This is a genomic window from Streptosporangium sp. NPDC023615, assembly GCF_040640155.1.
In the GTDB taxonomy this organism is placed as follows: Bacteria; Actinomycetota; Actinomycetes; order Streptosporangiales; family Streptosporangiaceae; genus Streptosporangium.
In genome coordinates this window covers 1-16,976 of sequence record NZ_JBFABE010000017.1, presented here as the reverse complement: position 1 = coordinate 16,976, position 16,976 = coordinate 1, and the positions used below count along the sequence as shown (strand labels likewise).

General features: G+C 71.2%; 14 protein-coding genes. 3 read left to right on the top strand and 11 right to left on the bottom strand.

From position 1 onward, the window contains the following. Position 1: 1 nt before the first annotated feature. The 9 genes from AB0G16_RS15320 to AB0G16_RS15280 all read right to left on the bottom strand — a co-directional run bounded on the left by AB0G16_RS15320 (position 2) and on the right by AB0G16_RS15280 (position 9,841). Positions 2–1,030 (bottom strand): MCE family protein, encoded by a 1,029-nt coding sequence (locus tag AB0G16_RS15320; protein ID WP_362804606.1) that lies wholly within the window; start codon positions 1,028–1,030, stop codon positions 2–4. Then, a complete protein-coding gene (locus AB0G16_RS15315) occupies positions 1,027–1,896 on the bottom strand; it encodes an ABC transporter permease (RefSeq protein WP_362804603.1) in 870 nt (289 codons plus the stop codon). Before AB0G16_RS15315 ends, AB0G16_RS15320 begins: the two co-directional genes overlap by 4 nt. After that, entirely contained in the window at positions 1,893–2,702 is an 810-nt protein-coding gene (locus AB0G16_RS15310; RefSeq protein ID WP_362804601.1) for an ABC transporter permease, read from the bottom strand. The genes AB0G16_RS15315 and AB0G16_RS15310 overlap by 4 nt, the downstream gene beginning before the upstream one ends. A 401-nt stretch (positions 2,703–3,103) precedes the next feature. Next, positions 3,104–4,540, bottom strand: coding sequence for an aminopeptidase P family protein (locus tag AB0G16_RS15305; RefSeq protein ID WP_362804598.1), 1,437 nt, complete (start codon positions 4,538–4,540; stop codon positions 3,104–3,106). Between the two features lie 159 nt (positions 4,541–4,699). Further along, entirely contained in the window at positions 4,700–5,980 is a 1,281-nt protein-coding gene (locus tag AB0G16_RS15300; RefSeq protein ID WP_362804595.1) for an ABC transporter substrate-binding protein, read from the bottom strand. A gap of 4 nt (positions 5,981–5,984) precedes the next feature. Then, complete coding sequence (locus AB0G16_RS15295; protein ID WP_362804592.1) at positions 5,985–7,112, bottom strand: branched-chain amino acid ABC transporter permease; 1,128 nt, start codon at positions 7,110–7,112, stop codon at positions 5,985–5,987. After that, complete coding sequence (locus tag AB0G16_RS15290) at positions 7,105–7,995, bottom strand: branched-chain amino acid ABC transporter permease (RefSeq protein ID WP_362804589.1); 891 nt, start codon at positions 7,993–7,995, stop codon at positions 7,105–7,107. The genes AB0G16_RS15295 and AB0G16_RS15290 overlap by 8 nt, the downstream gene beginning before the upstream one ends. Beyond that, on the bottom strand, positions 7,992–8,894 hold the full coding sequence (locus AB0G16_RS15285; protein WP_362804804.1) for an ABC transporter ATP-binding protein: 903 nt from the start codon (positions 8,892–8,894) through the stop codon (positions 7,992–7,994). The genes AB0G16_RS15290 and AB0G16_RS15285 overlap by 4 nt, the downstream gene beginning before the upstream one ends. 113 nt (positions 8,895–9,007) lie before the next feature. Continuing rightward, positions 9,008–9,841 carry an ABC transporter ATP-binding protein gene (locus tag AB0G16_RS15280; RefSeq protein ID WP_362804586.1) on the bottom strand — a complete coding sequence of 278 codons (834 nt, stop codon included), beginning with the start codon at positions 9,839–9,841 and terminating at the stop codon, positions 9,008–9,010. 184 nt (positions 9,842–10,025) lie between these two features. Here AB0G16_RS15280 and AB0G16_RS15275 point away from each other — a divergent pair, with 184 nt between their 5' ends. Together AB0G16_RS15275 and AB0G16_RS15270 are read left to right on the top strand one after the other, a co-directional pair. Next, positions 10,026–11,225 (top strand): helix-turn-helix domain-containing protein, encoded by a 1,200-nt coding sequence (locus AB0G16_RS15275; RefSeq protein WP_362804583.1) that lies wholly within the window; start codon positions 10,026–10,028, stop codon positions 11,223–11,225. Between the two features lie 94 nt (positions 11,226–11,319). Continuing rightward, positions 11,320–11,748 (top strand): CBS domain-containing protein, encoded by a 429-nt coding sequence (locus AB0G16_RS15270; protein ID WP_362804580.1) that lies wholly within the window; start codon positions 11,320–11,322, stop codon positions 11,746–11,748. An 83-nt stretch (positions 11,749–11,831) separates the two neighbouring features. On the opposite strand, the gene AB0G16_RS15265 is transcribed toward AB0G16_RS15270, so the two are convergent. Then, entirely contained in the window at positions 11,832–15,140 is a 3,309-nt protein-coding gene (locus tag AB0G16_RS15265) for a S8 family serine peptidase (protein ID WP_362804577.1), read from the bottom strand. A gap of 462 nt (positions 15,141–15,602) precedes the next feature. On the opposite strand from AB0G16_RS15265, the gene AB0G16_RS15260 reads away from it, so the two are divergent. Beyond that, the gene (locus AB0G16_RS15260; protein ID WP_326638573.1) at positions 15,603–15,857 is read left to right on the top strand and encodes a Smr/MutS family protein; all 255 of its coding nucleotides are present in this window, start codon (positions 15,603–15,605) and stop codon (positions 15,855–15,857) included. Positions 15,858–16,102: 245 nt separating this feature from the next. Here the strand turns inward: AB0G16_RS15260 and AB0G16_RS15255 are convergent, their stop codons facing one another. Then, positions 16,103–16,870 (bottom strand): site-specific integrase, encoded by a 768-nt coding sequence (locus AB0G16_RS15255; RefSeq protein WP_362804573.1) that lies wholly within the window; start codon positions 16,868–16,870, stop codon positions 16,103–16,105. Positions 16,871–16,976: the final 106 nt, after the last annotated feature.

Sequence of the window (16,976 nt, the reverse complement as noted above, 5' to 3'; positions counted from 1 at the left end):
CTCACCGGCCGTTCGAGGGGCCGCAGGCGCCGACGATGAGCTCGCACACGTCGGTCGCGATGAACGCCTCCATCTTGATCTGGTTCGCGCCGTCCGGGCCGCGGCCGGAGACCAGGTCGTTGACGTCCGTGAAGATGTGGTTCAGCCTCCGTACGCCGTCGCCGGCGACGCCGAGCTGGGCGTACAGCAGGGAGGCGACGCGCTCACCGGAGGTGCCCGCCGCCTTCAGGTCGCGGCGGTGCCCGCGCAGCCCGTGCGCGGTCAGGCGGGAGACGTCGTCGAGCTCCCCGAGCAGGGCGCGCGCCCGGCCGGCCCGCTTCAGCAGGCCGGGGGTGATCGCGTTCGCGTCGGCGGCGACCGCCACCAGCTCGTCGCCCTTGTCCGACAGCGCGTCGGCGAGGTCCCCGGCGTCGGCGACGAAGCGCCGGAACTCGTCCCGCCGCCGGTGCGCCACCTCGACGATCCTCCCGGTGTCGTCGAGGATCTCCCGCAGTCGCGGGCCCTTGCCGTCCAGCCCCCTGCCCAGGGTGTGCACGACGACGGTGACGTCCCGCGGGTCGACCGCGCCGAGCCCCTCGTGGGCGTCGGCCAGGATGTCCGACAGGTCCGACGGGGCCTCGGTCCTGGTGATGACCGCGCCGTCGGCCAGGTAGGGCCCGGCCGCCTCGCCCGGACCGGGGATCAGGTTGACGTACTTGGGGCCGAAGACCGAGCTCGGCTCGATCGTGGCGGTGACGCCGAGCGGCACCCCGAACCCGGGGTCGACGTGGATCGCGACCACGGCCCGGCCCCGCCGGTCCAGGGTGACGGAGCCGACCCCGCCCACCGTGACACCACGGATCTTGACGGGGGAGCTGGTGTCCAGGCCCTGGCCGGCCCGGGGGAACACCGCGCTCAGCCGGGTGCCGCTCACCTGCGTCGCGCCGCGCACCACCAGGGCGGCGAGCAGCCCCAGGACCAGCAGCACGGCGATCGAGACCGCCAGCCGGATCGGCAGCGGCAACTCGCCCCGGGTGGCCGTCGGGCTCATCCCGTCAGCCTCAGGCTGCCGCCGCCACCCCAGAACAGGTACGACAGCAGCAGGTTGAGCAGGACGACCGTGACGATCGACTGCCGGATCGCCCGCCCGGCCGCGACGCCCACGCCCACCGGGCCGCCGGTGGCGTTGAACCCGTGGTAGCAGTGGATGCTGACCACGGCGAAGGCGAAGACGACCACCTTGACCACGCTGTAGAAGATGTCGATCACCGGCAGGCCGAGGTAGAAGTAGTAGTCGTAGACCCCCGGGGACATGCCGAACAGGACCGTGCACATCAGCCGGGTGGCGAAGAAGCTCGCGAACAGCGCGATCAGGTAGACCGGGATCAGCGCGATCAGCGCGGCCACCACGCGGGTGCAGATCAGGTACGTGAACGCGTTGATGGCCATCACCTCCAGCGCGTCGATCTCCTCGGAGATGCGCATCGCGCCGAGCTCGGCGGTGAAGGCCGAGCCGACCTGGGCGGCGAGCGCGACCGCCGCGATGATCGGGGTGATCTCCCGTACGTTGGCGAAGCTGCCCACCAGCCCGATGAACGACTCGGCCCCGATCGCCTGGAGGCCCTGGTAGCCCTGCAGGCCCACGGTGGCGCCGACCGCGAAGGCCATGGTGAACACGACGAAGACCATGCCGCCGCCGATGACGGTCGCGCCGACGCCCACCACCACGTCGCTGACCTGGCGCAGCACCACCCGGGTGAACCTCAGCCGCAGGACGATGTCCCTGACCGAGTAGAAGACGACCTTCCACAGGAACACCGGCCAGTCCGACAGCGAGGCCAGCCGGTCCACCCCGTCGCGCATCACCCCGTACGCGCGGACCCCGGCGGTGCGCGCCCCCGGGAGGGCCGCCGTCACAGGGCCCTCGGCGGGTAGGCCAGGAAGTAGATCATGGTGATGACGTAGTTGACCGCGAACACCAGCAGGAACGTGACGACCGTCGACCTGTTCACGGCGCGTCCCACGCCGACGGGGCTGGTCTGGCAGGTCATGCCGAAGTAGCACGACATGATCGCCGCGATGAACCCGAAGATCCACGCCTTGAAGAGCGTGACCAGCAGGTCGCTGGTGACCAGCAGGGAGACCGCGCCGTCGAAGTAGGCGCCCGGGGTGACGCCCTGGACGACGACGTTGAAGAAGTAACCGCCGCCGGCCCCGGCCACGATGACCAGCGGGACCAGCAGCACCGCGACCGTGCTCGCCGCCCACAGGCGGGGGGTGACCAGGCGGTGGATCGGGTTGACCGCCATCACCTCCATGGCGGCCAGCTCGTCGCGGATGTTGCGGGCGCCGATGTCGGAGGTCATGGCCGAGCCTCCCGCCCCGGCGATGAGCAGGGCCGAGGCCATCGGGGCGACCTCGCGGACCAGGCCGACGATCACGGCGCCGCCGGTGGCCGAGGAGGCGCCGAGCTGCCAGGCGAGCTGCCCGACCTGCAGGGCGACGGTCGCGCCCAGCGGGAGCGAGACGAGCAGCACCGGCAGGCTGGTCACGCGGGCGAGGAACCAGCACTGCTGGACGAACTCCCAGAACCACGCCCTGACGTCCCAGGTGCGGCGGAATCCCTCCAGGGCGATCACCGACATGTCGCCGACCCGGTCGAGCACCCCGGTGGTCCCGCGGACCAGGTGACCGGTGACCCTCGCCCGCCCGCCGACCGCCATCAAACCGCCGTCCGTTGCGCCATGACCACCTCGGACCTCGCGACTCCGACCATGGACCAGCAACGCTACTGACGGGTATTCCAGTAAGTCGATCCTTTCACCGTAATTTGAGGAAAAGGGATGATCCCCGCCCCCCGACTTGTCAGCCCCTCACACTTTCCGTGAGATCACGCTCCCCACCGACATGCCGATAGGGACTCCCCGTGAGGCCGCGCCGGCGACTGGACCGAGGAGCGCCGTGAGGCCGCGCCGGCGACTGGACCGAGGAGCGAAGGAGCGGAGCGGATGAGTGACGAGGGAAGGAGCCGGATCAGAGCGGCCGAACCGGCGACGCGCAGCGTCGCAGGTAAGCAGGAGCGGAGCGGATGAGTGACGAGGGAAGGAGCCGGATCAGAGCGGACTCACCGCGACGCGTCAGCGTCGCCATGACACAGCCACCGCTCTATTTCGTCGGGGTGGCGCGGGAGGCCCGAGGAGAGCAGGTGGGCGCCGTCGGCGGTGATGACGAGGTCGTCCTCGATGCGCACCCCGATGCCGCGCAGCTCCGGCGGGAGCGTCAGGTCGTCGGGCTGGAGGTAGAGGCCGGGCTCGACGGTCAGCACCTGTCCCTCCTCCAGCACGCCGTCCAGGTAGACCTCGGAGCGGGCCCTGGCGCAGTCGTGCACGTCCAGGCCGAGCATGTGGCCGCTGCTGCACAGCGTGTAGCGCCGGTACAGGCCGCTGCCGGGCTCCATGGCCTCGTCCGCGGTGATCTTCAGCACCCCCCAGTCGTGCAGCCCCTCGGCGATGACCCGCATGGCCGCGCGGTGGAAGTCGCGGAAGCTCGCGCCGGGCCGCAGGGTGGCGATCGCCGCCTCCTGGGCCTCGTACACCAGCTCGTAGACCTGGCGCTGGACCGGGTCGAAGCGGCCCGACAGCGGCAGGGTCCTGGTGATGTCGGCGGTGTAGAGGTGGTCGGTCTCCACCCCCGCGTCCAGGAGCAGCAGCTCGTTCCCGTTCAGCCGCCCGTCGTTGCGGATCCAGTGCAGCACGCACGCGTTGGCGCCGGAGGCCACGATGCTCTCGTAGCCGACCGCGTTGCCCTCCAGGCGGGCGCGCAGCCCGAAGATCCCCTCCAGGTAGCGCTCGCCGCGCCGGTGCTCCAGGGCGGCGGGCAGCGCGCGCGCCACGTCCTCGAACCCCCGGACGGTCGCCTCCACCGCGAACCGGAGCTCGGCGACCTCCCAGTCGTCCTTGACCAGCCGCATCTCGGACAGGAACGTCTCCAGCTCCTCGTCCCCGTCCCCCTCGGCGGGGGCGACGCGGCGGTCGACCGAGGCGTCCACCCCGCGCAGCACCCGCGCGGGCCCGCCGAGCACGTCGTCGAGCCGCTCGATCGGCGCGCAGGTGATCTGCAGCAGCGCCTCGGCCTCCGCCAGGTCGGGACGCCGGCCCACCCAGAACTCGCCGTGGCGGCGGTCGCGGTAGAACTCCTGCCCGGCCTCGCCCGGTGCCGACCGCGGTGAGCGGGGGCGCAGGAACAGCACGGCCTCCCCGGAGGGCTCGACGACCAGCACGTCGTCGGGCTCCTGGCCGCCGGTGAGGTAGGCGAACGCGCTGTGCGCCCGGAACCGGTGGTCGGAGTCGTTGCTGCGCGTCGTGAGCGTGCCCGAGGGGACGACGAGCCGCTCGCCGGGGAAGCGGGCGGCGAGCGCGGCACGGCGCTTGGCCGTGTAGGCGACCTGCGGCAGCGGGGCCAGATCGTCGCGGTGGGTGTCGGCCCAGCCGGTGGTCATGAACGCGGCGAGGGCGTCGGAGACCGGCAGGTCGTGGCTGCCGGTGTTGAGCTTTTGGGTCATTTTGTCCCCAGGAGCGAAGGTCGGCGTGTGCCGTCCACGCTAGCCCGGAGCGCCGCGGCCCCGCATCCCCGGTAGACGCGGAGCCGCGACGCGGCCCGTTCCCCGATTCCCGCCGGACCCGTGCCCGGCAGGGCCCGGATCCGGCGGGTGGTCCGCCGGTCAGCCGACCGGGACCTGGTACTCCTTGGCCAGGTCGGAGGTGGCGGCCTCCTTGAAGACCTTCGCGCCGCCCAGCGCCTCCTTGTCCGGCTTGACGACGTAGGACAGCAGCGAGGCGGGCTTGTCGAACGAGGTGAAGTCCATCACGGTGCCGAACTCCTCACCCCAGGCCGACTGGCTGCGGTGCGCGGCCACCACGCCGGCCCGGCTCAGGTCCTTGTTCTCGCAGGCCTTCCTCAGCGCGTCGACCACGATCGCGGCCGACGAGTACCCGGCGGCGACGCCGCTGTCGATCGCGGTGTCGGGGTACTTCGCGGCGTAGTCGGCGGCCAGCTTCTTCATGGCGGCGTTGTCGGCGCTGATCGGCGTGCCGGCCGTCATGAAGTAGAAGTCCTTCAGCAGTGCGGGCCCGGCCGGGGTGGGCAGGAGCTGCGGGGAGTAGGCCGAGTTGCTGCCGACGAACGGCACGTCCATGCCCTTGGCCAGCGAGACGCCCACCAGCGAGGCGGTCTGCCGGGGGCCGACCGAGACCAGGATGGCCTTGACGCCCTCGGCCTTGAACGCGGCGACCTGGGCGCTCATGTCCTGGTCGGTGGCCTTGATCTTCTGCTCCACCAGGGTGAGCCCGAGCTTGCCGGCGGCGAACTTGGACCCGTTCAGCGCGCTCTCGCCGTAGTCTCCCTCGAAGTACAGGTGACCGATCTTGTCCCCGGACTTGACGCCCTTCTCCTTGGTCAGGAAGTCGACCGCGTTGATCATGTCGATGTCGTACGTGGTCCCGGTGACCTGGATGGGCTTGCTGCCCAGCAGGGCGGTCGCCCAGGCCTGCGGGAGGGTGAGCATCTCGTCGGCCTCGAGACGCTGCTTGATGGCGTTGACCATCGGCGACCCGACGACGTGGGCCAGCGCCACCGTCCTGGGGGCGATCTCGGTGTAGGTCGCGACCGCCTTCTGCGCGTCGTAGCCGTGGTCGCGCACCAGGGCCTCGAGCTGCCGCCCGCACACGCCCCCGGCCGCGTTCGCCTGCTCGAAGTAGAGCTGCTGCGCCTGGGTCAGGCTCTTGCCGAAGGAGGCGTACGGGCCGGTGAGGTCGGTCATCAGACCGAGGGTGATCTTGTCCGCGGTGACGCCGGGGCCGGTCTTCACCCCGTCCCCCCCGACGGCGGAGGGGGCGGCGCCCCCACTGCCCCCGGTGGCCTTCTCGCTGGCGCACGCGGTGACGGCCAGGGCCAGGACGGCGAGCGCCGCCATGCTCCGGACCGGGGTTCTCGAGATTCCCATGTGATCAGTTCCTTGGGTCGGGGGACGGAGCGGGAGAGGGGGACAGCGGGGTCTGCCTCGGGGAGGCGGCGGGGGTGGCCCGCCGCCCCAGGGCGAGGCCGGCCCGCCTGGCGAGGCCGAGCAGCCCGCCGGGCAGGAAGAGCACGATGACGACGACGGCGGCGCCGTACAGGATGCGGGCCGCCTCGGCGGGGGAGACCCCGCCGGAGCCGGGCTCGGCCACCAGCGGCAGGGCGTCGCTGTAGCGGCTGAGCAACTGCGGGAGCATGGAGATGAAGAACGCGCCGATGACCGCGCCCGCGACGGAGCCGAGCCCGCCGATGATGATCATCGCGAGGTAGTCGAGCGAGAGCAGCAGGCCGAAGTAGTCCGGCACGGTCCGCTGGAAGACCAGGGCGATCAGCACCCCGGCCAGCCCGGCGTACATCGACGAGAGCACGAACACCCCGGCGCGGTAGCGGGCCACCGGCACGCCCATCACCCCGGCGGCGATCTCGTGGTCGCGGATGGTGTTCATGGCCCGCCCCGGCCGGCCGCGCAGCACGCCGCGGGCGAACAGCGCCGCGCCGGTCAGCAGGACCAGCCCCAGGAACCACAGCCGCTCCAGCGCCCCGAACGGCACCTGGGCGACCACCAGCTCGGGGGTGTCGGCGAAGACGAGCCCGAACAGCTCCATCGGCGGCACCGCGCGCCCGTTGTAGCCGCCCGTCACGGGTTCGGCGTTGAACAGCACGTGCTGCCCGACGAAGATCAGCGCGAGGGTGGCGATGCCCAGGTAGGCGCCCTTCAGGCGGCCGGCGATCGGGCTGAACACCCCGCCGGCCACGCCCGCGGTGACCACCGCGAGCAGCGCCGCCAGCGGCGTGGGCAGGGCCAGCCCGCCGAGGGCGTGCGCGCCGCCCTCGGGCTCGGAGGAGAAGTAGACGTAGGCGTACGCGCCGACCGCGAGGAAGAACGCGTGCCCCATGGAGAGCTGGCCGGTGGCGCCGGTCAGCAGGTTGATGCCGATCGCGCCGATCGCCGCCGACATCGCGAAGAGCCCGGCCTGCAGCCAGAAGCCCTCCAGGTAGAACGGCACGGCGATCGCCGCCGCGGCCAGCACCAGGCAGGAGAGGACGACCTTCTTAGACACGCGCCAGCTCCCTCGTCCCGAACAGCCCCGCGGGGCGGATGAGCAGGACCACGATCATCACGAGGAACGGGGCGACGTCGCCGATGCCCCGTCCCAGGAAGGCCAGGTCGTTCTGGTAGCCGCTCATCATGGCCTCGGTGACGCCGATGATGAGCCCGCCGGCCAGCGCCCCGGTGGTGGAGTCGAGGCCGCCGAGGATCGCCGCGGGGAACGCCTTCATCGCCGCGAACGTGGTGCTGCGGTCCAGCCCGGGGGTGGGGAAGACGCACAGGAAGAGCGCGGCGACGGCGGCCAGCGCCCCGGCCACGGCCCAGGCCCCCATCGAGACCCGCCCGCGCCGCACGCCCATCAGCGCGGCCGTCTCGGAGTCCTCGGCGGTGGCCCGCATGGCGATGCCCCAGTTGGTGTACTTGAAGGCCAGCAGGAACGCGGTGATCAGGGCGGCGGCCACGCCCAGGGCGACCACCCGGGTCTGCGCGACGCTGACCTCGCCCAGGTGCAGCACCCGGTCGCGCCACGGGTCGCCCAGGGCGAGCACGTCGGTGCCGATCCGCCGGGTCAGCTCGGTGACGAGCACGATGTCGACGCCGATCGTCACGATCGCCAGGACGCTGTGCGAGGTGACGTTCGCCCGGCGGATGATGAGGAACTCGATCAGCGCGCCCACCGCGGCGGCCACGGCGACGCCCAGGGCCAGGGCCGCCCAGAAGCCGATCGACGGGTGCAGCCTGGCGACCACGAAACCGCCGACCAGCAGCAGCGAGGCGTGCGCGAAGTTCACCACCTCGGTCGCCTTGAAGATGATGACGAAGCCCAGGGCGATCAGCGCGTAGACGGCTCCGACGGAGATCCCGTTCACCAGGAGCTCAAGAAAAGTGATCATGAAGTGACCTCCCCGGTCCCGCCCGCCGTGCCGCCCGCGCGGTTCTCGCCCGTGACGCTCTGAACCGTGACGCCCTCGGCCGCGGTGGTCTCGGCCGCGGCGCCCAGGTAGGCGCGGACGACCTCGGGGTCGTTCTGCACCTGGGCCGGCGTCCCGTCGGCGATGCGCCTGCCGAAGTCCAGGACCGTCACGGCGTCGGCGAGCCGCATCACCATCCCCATGTCGTGCTCGACCAGCAGGATCGAGATGCCGAGGCTCTCGCGTACCGCCATGATCAGCTCGGCCATGTCGCGGCGCTCGCCGCCGTTCATCCCGGCCACCGGCTCGTCCAGCAGCAGCAGCCGCGGCTCCATGCACAGGGCCCGGGCCAGCTCCACGCGTTTCTGCACGCCGTACGGCAGGAGCCCGACCGGGGTGGCGAGCCGTTCGGCGAGCCCGACGAAGGTCGCGATCTCGGTCACCCGCTCGCCGTGCAGGGCGGCCTCGCGCCGGGCCGACGGCAGCCGCAGCCCGGCCGAGACGAACCCGGCGCGGGTCAGCCGGTGACGGCCGAGCATCAGGTTGTCGCGTACCGACAGGTGCGCCGAGAGCGCGATGTTCTGGAACGTGCGCGCAACGCCCAGGGCGGCGATGCGGTGCGGGGCCAGCGTGGTCAGCTCCGCGTCGCCGAACCGCACGCTGCCCGAGGTGGCGCGGTAGACGCCCGAGAGCACGTTGAAGCAGGTGGACTTGCCCGCCCCGTTGGGCCCGATCACCGCGTGCACGCTGCCCGGCTCGACGGTGAAGCTCACCGCGTCCAGCGCGGTGAGCCCGGCGAACCGCACGGTCACCTCGCGGACGTCGAGCCGGGGGATGGAGATGTCCGTGTCCATACCGCCTGGTTGGTATGTCCCGCTCATGCCGCTGCTGCCGGCCGTGCCGGCCGTGCCGGTCGCGCCGCTCGTGCCGGTCGCGCCGCCCGCCCCGCTCGTGCCGCTCGTGTCGCTCGTGCCGGTGGTGCCGCTCGTCCCGCTCACGCCGACCACCTCGCCAGGGCCGGGCGGGCGGCCGCGGCGGCCCGCCCGGTCCCGGGCAGGTTCTCGGGGGCGTCCTCGATGCCCAGATAGCGGCGGCGGACCTCGTCGGTCGCGGCCAGCTCGGCGGCCGGTCCGGAGAGCGCCACCTCGCCCACCTCCAGCACGTAGGCGTGCGAGGCGAGCGCCAGGGCCGTCGCGGCGTTCTGCTCGACCAGCAGGACCGTGGTGCCCCGGGCGTTGATCTCACGGATGGTGTCGGCGATCCGGGCGGCCATCATCGGCGCGAGGCCGAGGGTGGGCTCGTCCAGCAGGAGCATCCTGGGGGCGGCCATCAGCGCCCGGCCGATGGCCAGCATCTGCTGCTCGCCGCCGGAGAGCAGTCCGGCGCGCTGCCCGGCCCGTTCGGCCAGGACCGGGAAGAGCGCGAGCACCTCCCGCCTGGCCTCGGCCGCCGTCCGCCGGTCGGGCGCGCCGAGCGCGCCGGCCCGCAGGTTCTCCTCCACGGTCATCCGGGCGAACACCCGCCGCCCCTCGGGGACCTGGACGACGCCGCCGGCCACCACCGCCGAGGTGGCGGTCCCGGACAGGCGCGTCCCGCCGAAGGCGATCTCGCCGGAGGTGATCCCGCCCCGGTGGAACCTCAGGGTGCCCGACACGGCGCGCAGCAGGGTGGACTTCCCCGCACCGTTGCCGCCGAGCACCGCGACGACCGAACCGCGCGGGACGTCCAGCGAGACACCCCGCAGGGCAAGGACCGGGCCGTAACTCACCGCCAGATCCCTGACGACCAGCCCGGAGTCCCCGGGCGGGCGAGGGGCGTGCACGTCCATGTTCTGCCTCCTGACAGCCGATGAACGCACCCAACCCAGGTGGTTCACCGGCGTCCAGAGGTGGAGGTGAAGTCGGGGCGGGAGCCCAGGTGGGACGGGTGCCGGTTGTGCGCGGGCACAACCCCTCATCACGAAACAGAACAGAACCTTGTTCCGTAAGGTGTTCTGCTGACACCATCACCGGATGGGGACCCGGCCCGTAACGGACGAAGAGGTACGCAGGATCATGCGGCTGGCCGCTCGCCGGCTGCTGCTGAGACTTCCCGAGCTGACCGACGAACTCGTCGCCAAGATCCGCGACACCGACGAGGCCTACCGCCGGATGGTACCGACCGACGACCACTGGCAGAGCGTGTACGAGGCGATGCGCGAGGGCATCGGGGCCATTCTGCTCCCCAGACCGGAGCGGCGCGACCTTCCGCAGGCGGAGAAGACCGCCCGCCGCCGGGCCGAGCAGGGCCTGCCGATGGACTCCCTGCTGCGCAGCTACCGCCTCTCGGCGCAGGTGATGTGGGACGGGCTGACCGACGTCGTCGCCGAGGAGGACTCCGACAGCCTGCCCGTCCTGATCCGCAGCGCCACCAAGGTCTGGCACGCCATCGACCGGCAGGCCATCGCCGCCGCCGAGGCCTATCGAAGACGGGAGGCCGAGATGTTCGGCCGCACAGCCGAAAGGGTCCAGTCCCTGCTGGACGCGCTCCTGGAGGACCGGGCCGACGCCGCCCTGGTCCGCAGCGCCGCCGCCGCGCTCGACCTGCCGGAGCTGGGCCGGTACGCCGTCGTCATCACCCGGCTGCCGGGCAGGCCCGACCACGGCGACGACGACCCGAGACCCACCTCGCTGGGCGTGATGCGGCTGCTGTGGCGGATGCGCCCCGACTACGAGGTCTCGGTGGTGCTGCTGCACGACGCCGACATGGACGACCTGGCCGGGGAGCTGCGCCCGCTCGTCACCGGATGCGCTGGGATCAGCCCGGTGGTCGAGGGGCTCGCCGAGCTGGGCCGCGCCCGCCGCCTCGCCGAGCTGGCCCTGCGGACCTGCGTGGGCGACGGCCCGGAGATCGCCCGGCTGGAGGACAGGCTCCCCGCCGCCCTGGTGGTCAGCCAGCCCGAGCTCGCCGGTCACCTCAGCGGAGCTGTGCTGCGGCCCATCCTCGCCCTGGACCAGGCCGACCGCGAGGTCCTGCTCGGCACCCTGGAGGCGTGGCTGCGCTGCGAGGGCTCGGCCATGCGCGCGGCCGGGCAGCTCTACTGCCACCGCAACACCGTCTTCAACCGCATCCGCCGCATCGAGCAGCTCACCGGCCGTTCCCTGGCGCGCCCGCTGGACATCGTCGAGCTCACCCTGGCCCTCGACGCGGTGCGACTGCTCCCCGTGACGTGACAATCACGCTTTTTACCGCCTCCGGGGCTTAGCCGGAGGATCGATTGGGCAAGGGAGAGGGATACCCGCGCCAGGCTGAACCGAGGTGGTGTCGATGCTGATCGGTACGATTCTGCAAGGCAAGGGAACAGAGGTGGCGACCGTGCGCCCGGACGCGACGGTCACCGAGCTCCTGGGAGTCCTCGCCGGGAACAACATCGGCGCCGTGGTGGTGTCCGAGGACGGCTCGTCGATCGCGGGCATCGTCTCCGAGCGCGACGTGGTGCGGCGGCTGCACGACCGCGGCGCCAGCGTGCTGGAGGAGGCGGTGTCGTCCATCATGACGACCGAGGTCCGCACCTGCCCCCCGGACGCCGACGTGGACGACCTGCGCCAGACCATGACCACCCACCGCATCCGGCACGTGCCGGTCGTCGACTCCGGCCGCCTGGCCGGGATCGTGAGCATCGGTGACGTGGTCAAGAGCTCGATCGAGGCCCTGGAGACCGAGAAGGCCCACCTGGTCGACTATCTCCAGCGCTGAACCTCGCGGGCCGGCCGTGCCCGCCCCGACGACGACGGGCCCGGCGCCTTCGCGCCGGGCCCGTCGCACGTACCGCTACCGCGCTACTGCACGGTGATCTTGTCGACCTCGATGGTCAGGCCCTTGACCTGCGGTGTCGACGTGCCCGTCGTCACCGACCCGACCCCGGGGCTGACGCCCTTGATCTTCATCGAGTAGCTCAGGGTGCCGCCCGGGGCGCCGGGCGTGCTGGTCACCCGGAGGTCCTGGGTCGGCGGGCCGCTGATCTGCTCGCCGGCCGTGCCCTCGGCGTTCTCGGCGCCCACGGTCAGGCCGTAACCCGCCGGCGGGTCACCGGGCAGGTTGTCCGGGTCGTAGGTGTAGGTGATGTCCTCGGTGCCGTTCAGCCCGATCCACTGCTGGAACACCTTGGTGTCGGTGGTGCCGTACGGGTTGACCCGCCACTCGACGACGAGCCAGTCGCTCACGCCGTCGGTGAGGGTCCCGACGAAGACGCCCGGCGTGCCGGTGCCGTCCAGGTCGGTCCAGTACGGGGCCAGCACGTTGTTCGGGGTCGCCGGATCGGGGAGGGTCTGCGGCTGGAACGAGATGTCGGTCGACCCCGCGCTGCCTCCGGCGATCGTGTAGCCGTTGGAGACGACGCCGATCCTGGTGTAGGTCCGGCCCGCGTACTGGAAGGCGGGAACGGTGAAGTTGAGCGCCTGCTCGTCACCGATCGGCGTCGGGGCGATGCCGAAGGAGTCGAGAGGCAGGTACGGGGCGGGACCGGTGCCCGGGGCGATGCCCGGCCTGTCCGGCTGCCTGGCCGCCAGCGTCGTCTTGGTCGTCGCGATCTGGGTGCCGACCTTGGTGGCGCCGGTCACCGAGTTCAGCCGCAGCTTGGCGTCCAGCGTGCTGACCGCCGTGACCTCGGCGTTCTCGAGGGTGTCGTTCTGCACGGTGACCGTGCAGGTGGACTCGCCGGTGTTGCGCGCGATGGTGGCCGGGACGCAGTTCTGCTCCACCGGGATCGCGCCCTCCTTGCGGAAGAACGCGACCGGCAGGTGCAGCTTGCGCGACCCGCCGACCTGCTTGAGGTCGACCTGGCCGAAGTACTGGCCCTCGGGCAGGTCGGGAGCGGTGATGACCACCTTGAACGTGGCGGTCTTGCCCGCCTTGACGCTCAGCAGCGGCGGCAGCACCGTGATGTTCGCGCCGCTGACGGTCTTGCCCGTGGCGGTGAAGATGAGCGTCTTGTCCGTGACGTTGGTGACCTTCCGCTCGGCGGTGATGAGACCCGGCATGATCGGGGCGTTCACCGACGGCAGGTTCAGGTCGATGCGGTTCAGCGGGTCTGCGGCCGAGGCGGCGAAGTTCGCGCCCGTCTCGTCCAGGGTGAGCCCGGGGTCGCCGGCCTTGGTCAGGTCGATGCGGCCGCCGCCGGTGTCGAACGGGTCGGCCGGGGTGACGCGGTCCTGCTTGGTGACCGAGGTCTTGGCCGTCGTCTCCAGCGCGGACTTCACCTGGCCCGGCGTCCAGTTCGGGTGCAGCGCGAACACCAGGGCCGCCGCGCCCGCGACGTGCGGCGACGACATCGAGGTCCCGGAGATGGCCTGGTACAGGTTGCCCTGCGGCCCACCGGCCGGGTCCTCCAGCGTCGGCGTCTGACCGGCCAGGATGTGCAGGCCGGGAGCGGTGACGTCCGGCTTGAGGAAGTCGCCGCCGGGACCGCGCGAGGAGAACGTGGTGATCGCGTCGCCCTGCCAGGTGGTCTTGACGCCCTGGGTGAACGAGGCCGTCGCGCCGGGGTTGGCCGTCAGGAACGCCAGCAGCGCGTCGCCCTCGGGCTTGTCGACGTGCACGGCCGGGAGCCAGTGGTTGTCGGTCATCACGTCGAGCGGGGTGGAGTTGTACAGGATCATCCCTGCCGCGCCGCCCTGCTTGACGTTGTAGCCCTTGAGGACGCGGCCGGGGCCGCGCTCACAGACGACGATCTTCCCGGTGAACAGCCCGGCGGGCGCCGGGGCCTCACACAGCGGGTCGGAGTACGGCGGCGCCGAGGCGAGCACCAGCGGCAGCGCCGTGGGCAGGCCGGGCGTGATCGAGGCGCCCTTGAGCGTCGCCGTGGCGCCGCCCGTACCGGACAGCGTGATCGTCGACTGGAACGTCCGGGTCTGGGTGGAGGCGGCCACCGTGGTCACCCACGGGGAGACGTGGTTGACCGTCGCCGCGCCCGGCCCGGCGTTGCCCGCCGAGGCCGAGACGAGCACGCCCGCCGCGTACGCGTCCAGGAAGGCCAGCTCCACCGGGTCGCTGTAGGGGGAGGTGCCGCCGGAGATCGAGAAGTTGATGACGCGGACGCCGTCCAGGATGGCCCGGCCGACCGCCTGGGCGGAGTCGGAGGGGAAGCAGCCCTCGACGCCGCAGACCTTGTAGACCGACACGTGCGCCGCCGGGGCGATGCCGTGGATCGGTCCGCGGCTGATGCCCAGCGGGTTGGCGTCGGCCACCGGGCCGCCCGCCGAGGTGGTCGCGGTGTGGGTGCCGTGGCCGTTGGAGTCGCGGGCGCTGTCGGGGTAGACCTCGCCGGGGTAGATCGCGTTGTAGGTCTCCAGGAACGGCGCGCCGCCGATGACCTTCCGGTTGCAGGCGAACGGGTCGGCCGCCGGGGTCAGCGGGTTGTCGCCGAAGTCGCAGACGCGCGGGGTGCCGTCCTTGGTCGGCGGCACGGCGGGAAGCGTGCCCGGGTCGGCGAACTGGGGGTGCTCCGGCCAGGCGCCGGAGTCCAGGATGCCGACGACCACGCCCTTGCCGGAGGAGGAACTGCCGCCCAGCTTGTTGTAGATCGTGGGAGCGCCGATGAACTCCGGGCTGGAGTCGGTCAGCAACTGCTCGGGCTTGTCCTCCTGGACGGCGGCCACGCCGGGGAGCTTGAGCAGCGCCGCGGCCTTGTTGGCCGGCAGGCGCAGCGCGATGCCGCCGTAGACGGTCCGCAGCTTCTGACCCGCCTTGGCCGTGGGAACGTTCCTGGCGAGTTCGGCCAGGAACGTGTTCTCCACGTCCTCGATGTGCTTCTGGTATTTCTGAGCGTCGCCGCTCTTGACGTCGAGCGCCCTCCCGGTCTTGGCCGGGCTCGTCGCCGGAAGCCCCTTCAGGCCACCCTGGTAGGCGGCGAAGGAGTCGTAGTCGAGCTTCACCATCACGTTGACCGTGGCGCCCGAGGTGGACTTCAGCAGCCCCTCGTCACTCCGGGCGAGCTTGCCGGTCGGGGACTTCGCGCCCTGGACCGGCTCACCCCCGGTCAGGGGGGTCGCCGTCCACTTGGTGGACGACGTGGGGGTGGGGGTGGGATCGGCGTTCGCCGGCGGCGCCATCGCCGCGACGAGCCCGACGCCGGCGGCGAGCACCGCCACGCGCCTGATCCTCGGTAAGTGGGGCTTCCTGGTCAACGGACCTCCCTGTTGGAACGTGAACAGCTCACGCGGCAGGGAGGGGGAGGTCACCCGCGTGCCCGGGGCAGGGCATGCCTGATAAGGCCTCGACCCTCCCCGTCGGGTGACGCGCGACCGGCCGCCCACAGGGGGCGGCCGATCATCAGAGGGAGCCTAACCAGAGACCATTTATTTGCCTAGATCGTGAAATTGACACAATCAACGAATTAATTGGTCAGGTTTCATTGCAGACTCGCCGGGCTTTCCGGGAGAACGTGGTCGGTCCCGACGGCTGGCTGCCCGTGCCCGTCCCACGCGGGCCACGGAGATCCGGAACGCGGGCGGCCTGTCCGTGCCGCCCTCGCAGGCCGTAGCCTGGAGGGCGCCGGCTCTCACCGGCGGCACTGCGTCCGGCCACCCGGGCCTGACGGTGAAGGGGACGGTGTGAAGCTCAAGCTGGATCTGCACCCCATCTACAACCGGGGCGGGGAGATCGACAAGGCGTTGCGGGGCGTCATCGACGAGGCCATCAGGAAGAAGGCCACCGAGGTCGAGATCATCCCCGGCAAGGGCTCGGGCCAGCTCAAGAAGAAGGTCCTGCGCTTCCTGGAGCAGAAGGAGATCAAGGCCCTCTACCACCGCATCGACAAGGACGCCAAGAACCACGGCCGGCTCTTCGTCTACTTCCGCTACAAGTAGGCCGGTGAGCGCGACGACGGGCGCCGTCAGACCACCGAGTACGGGCTGAATCGCTGCCGTCAAGCACTTAAGGCCAGGTCAACGCGGATATTTCAACCCTAGGAGCGCAAGGGGCGGCGGCGATGAACCGTTGGCCCCGAGAGGCCCCTACCCGCTCTGGGCCGTCTGTGGGCCGTCAGGCCGAGGCGCAGCGTCCTCGTAGACCTTGTCCACGGCCCTTCGGGTCCGCCCCTCGCTGCTCGGCATCAAGTGCGTATAGACCCGCAAGGTGAACCTGGATCGCTGTGGCCAAGGTACTGGCTGAGAGCCTTGATGTTCTCTCCGGCGTCCAGCAAGACCGAGGCGTAGAAGTGCCGCAACGCATGCATGCCGTGCTCGCGAGCGGCTTCGTACCGCTGGCCGCGCTCTGGTTCCGGGATGACGCCGGCGTGCATCAGAGCGGGCTTCCAGGCGTAGGTGTTGAAGTCGTTCCGTCTGACCGCGCCGCCGTTCTCCCGGGAGAAGAACAGCGTCTTCGTGACGGCCGGGCCGTCGGGAGTACGCCAGGGCAGCGTGACCGCGACGGGCGAGAATCGGCCCATATGGGCTTTGAGCGCGTCAGCTACACGCTCGGAGAGAGGTACGTCGCGCTCCTTCCCCCGTTTGGGCGGAGCGAAGACCAGACGGCCGTTGATGAATTTCACCTGGCAGGTCACACGTAACCAGCCCGTGTCGAAGTCCACCGCGTCGAGCGGCAGGCCAAAGATCTCCCCTTGCCTGAGACCACAACCGCTACCGAGGTCTGCCATAGCCCGGTAACGCTCAGGCAGTCCTGCTCGAACGGCAAAGACGCGCTCCGTCGTCCACGGCTGGACACGCCCCTCGGCGGGGGCAGGTGCTCGCACCGATTGTGCCCTACAGGGATTTCTGGACAGTAGGCCGTCGTCCACAGCCGCGGTGAAGACAGCGGACACGCTTGCGAAGATGAGGCGGCGGTAGGACGACGCAGGAAGAGCGCTCTCCAGTTCGCTCAACCATGCGCGAATATGACCAGGCTGGAACGAAGCGAGGGGACGTAGACCTAGTACTACAACAGCACTTTGTTGTTGAGTGGATGTCGTCGCTGGTAGTGGCTGGTGC

Excerpts from the sequence above, each read along its gene's own strand:
- AB0G16_RS15320 (WP_362804606.1), bottom strand. The coding sequence starts at position 1,030 with ATGAGCCCGACGGCCACCCGGGGCGAGTTGCCGCTGCCGATCCGGCTG.
- AB0G16_RS15310 (WP_362804601.1), bottom strand. The coding sequence starts at position 2,702 with ATGGCGGTCGGCGGGCGGGCGAGGGTCACCGGTCACCTGGTCCGCGGG.
- AB0G16_RS15305 (WP_362804598.1), bottom strand. The coding sequence starts at position 4,540 with ATGACCCAAAAGCTCAACACCGGCAGCCACGACCTGCCGGTCTCCGAC.
- AB0G16_RS15300 (WP_362804595.1), bottom strand. The coding sequence starts at position 5,980 with ATGGGAATCTCGAGAACCCCGGTCCGGAGCATGGCGGCGCTCGCCGTC.
- AB0G16_RS15290 (WP_362804589.1), bottom strand. The coding sequence starts at position 7,995 with ATGATCACTTTTCTTGAGCTCCTGGTGAACGGGATCTCCGTCGGAGCC.
- AB0G16_RS15285 (WP_362804804.1), bottom strand. The coding sequence starts at position 8,894 with ATGAGCGGGACATACCAACCAGGCGGTATGGACACGGACATCTCCATC.
- AB0G16_RS15280 (WP_362804586.1), bottom strand. The coding sequence starts at position 9,841 with ATGGACGTGCACGCCCCTCGCCCGCCCGGGGACTCCGGGCTGGTCGTC.
- AB0G16_RS15275 (WP_362804583.1), top strand. The coding sequence starts at position 10,026 with ATGGGGACCCGGCCCGTAACGGACGAAGAGGTACGCAGGATCATGCGG.
- AB0G16_RS15270 (WP_362804580.1), top strand. The coding sequence starts at position 11,320 with ATGCTGATCGGTACGATTCTGCAAGGCAAGGGAACAGAGGTGGCGACC.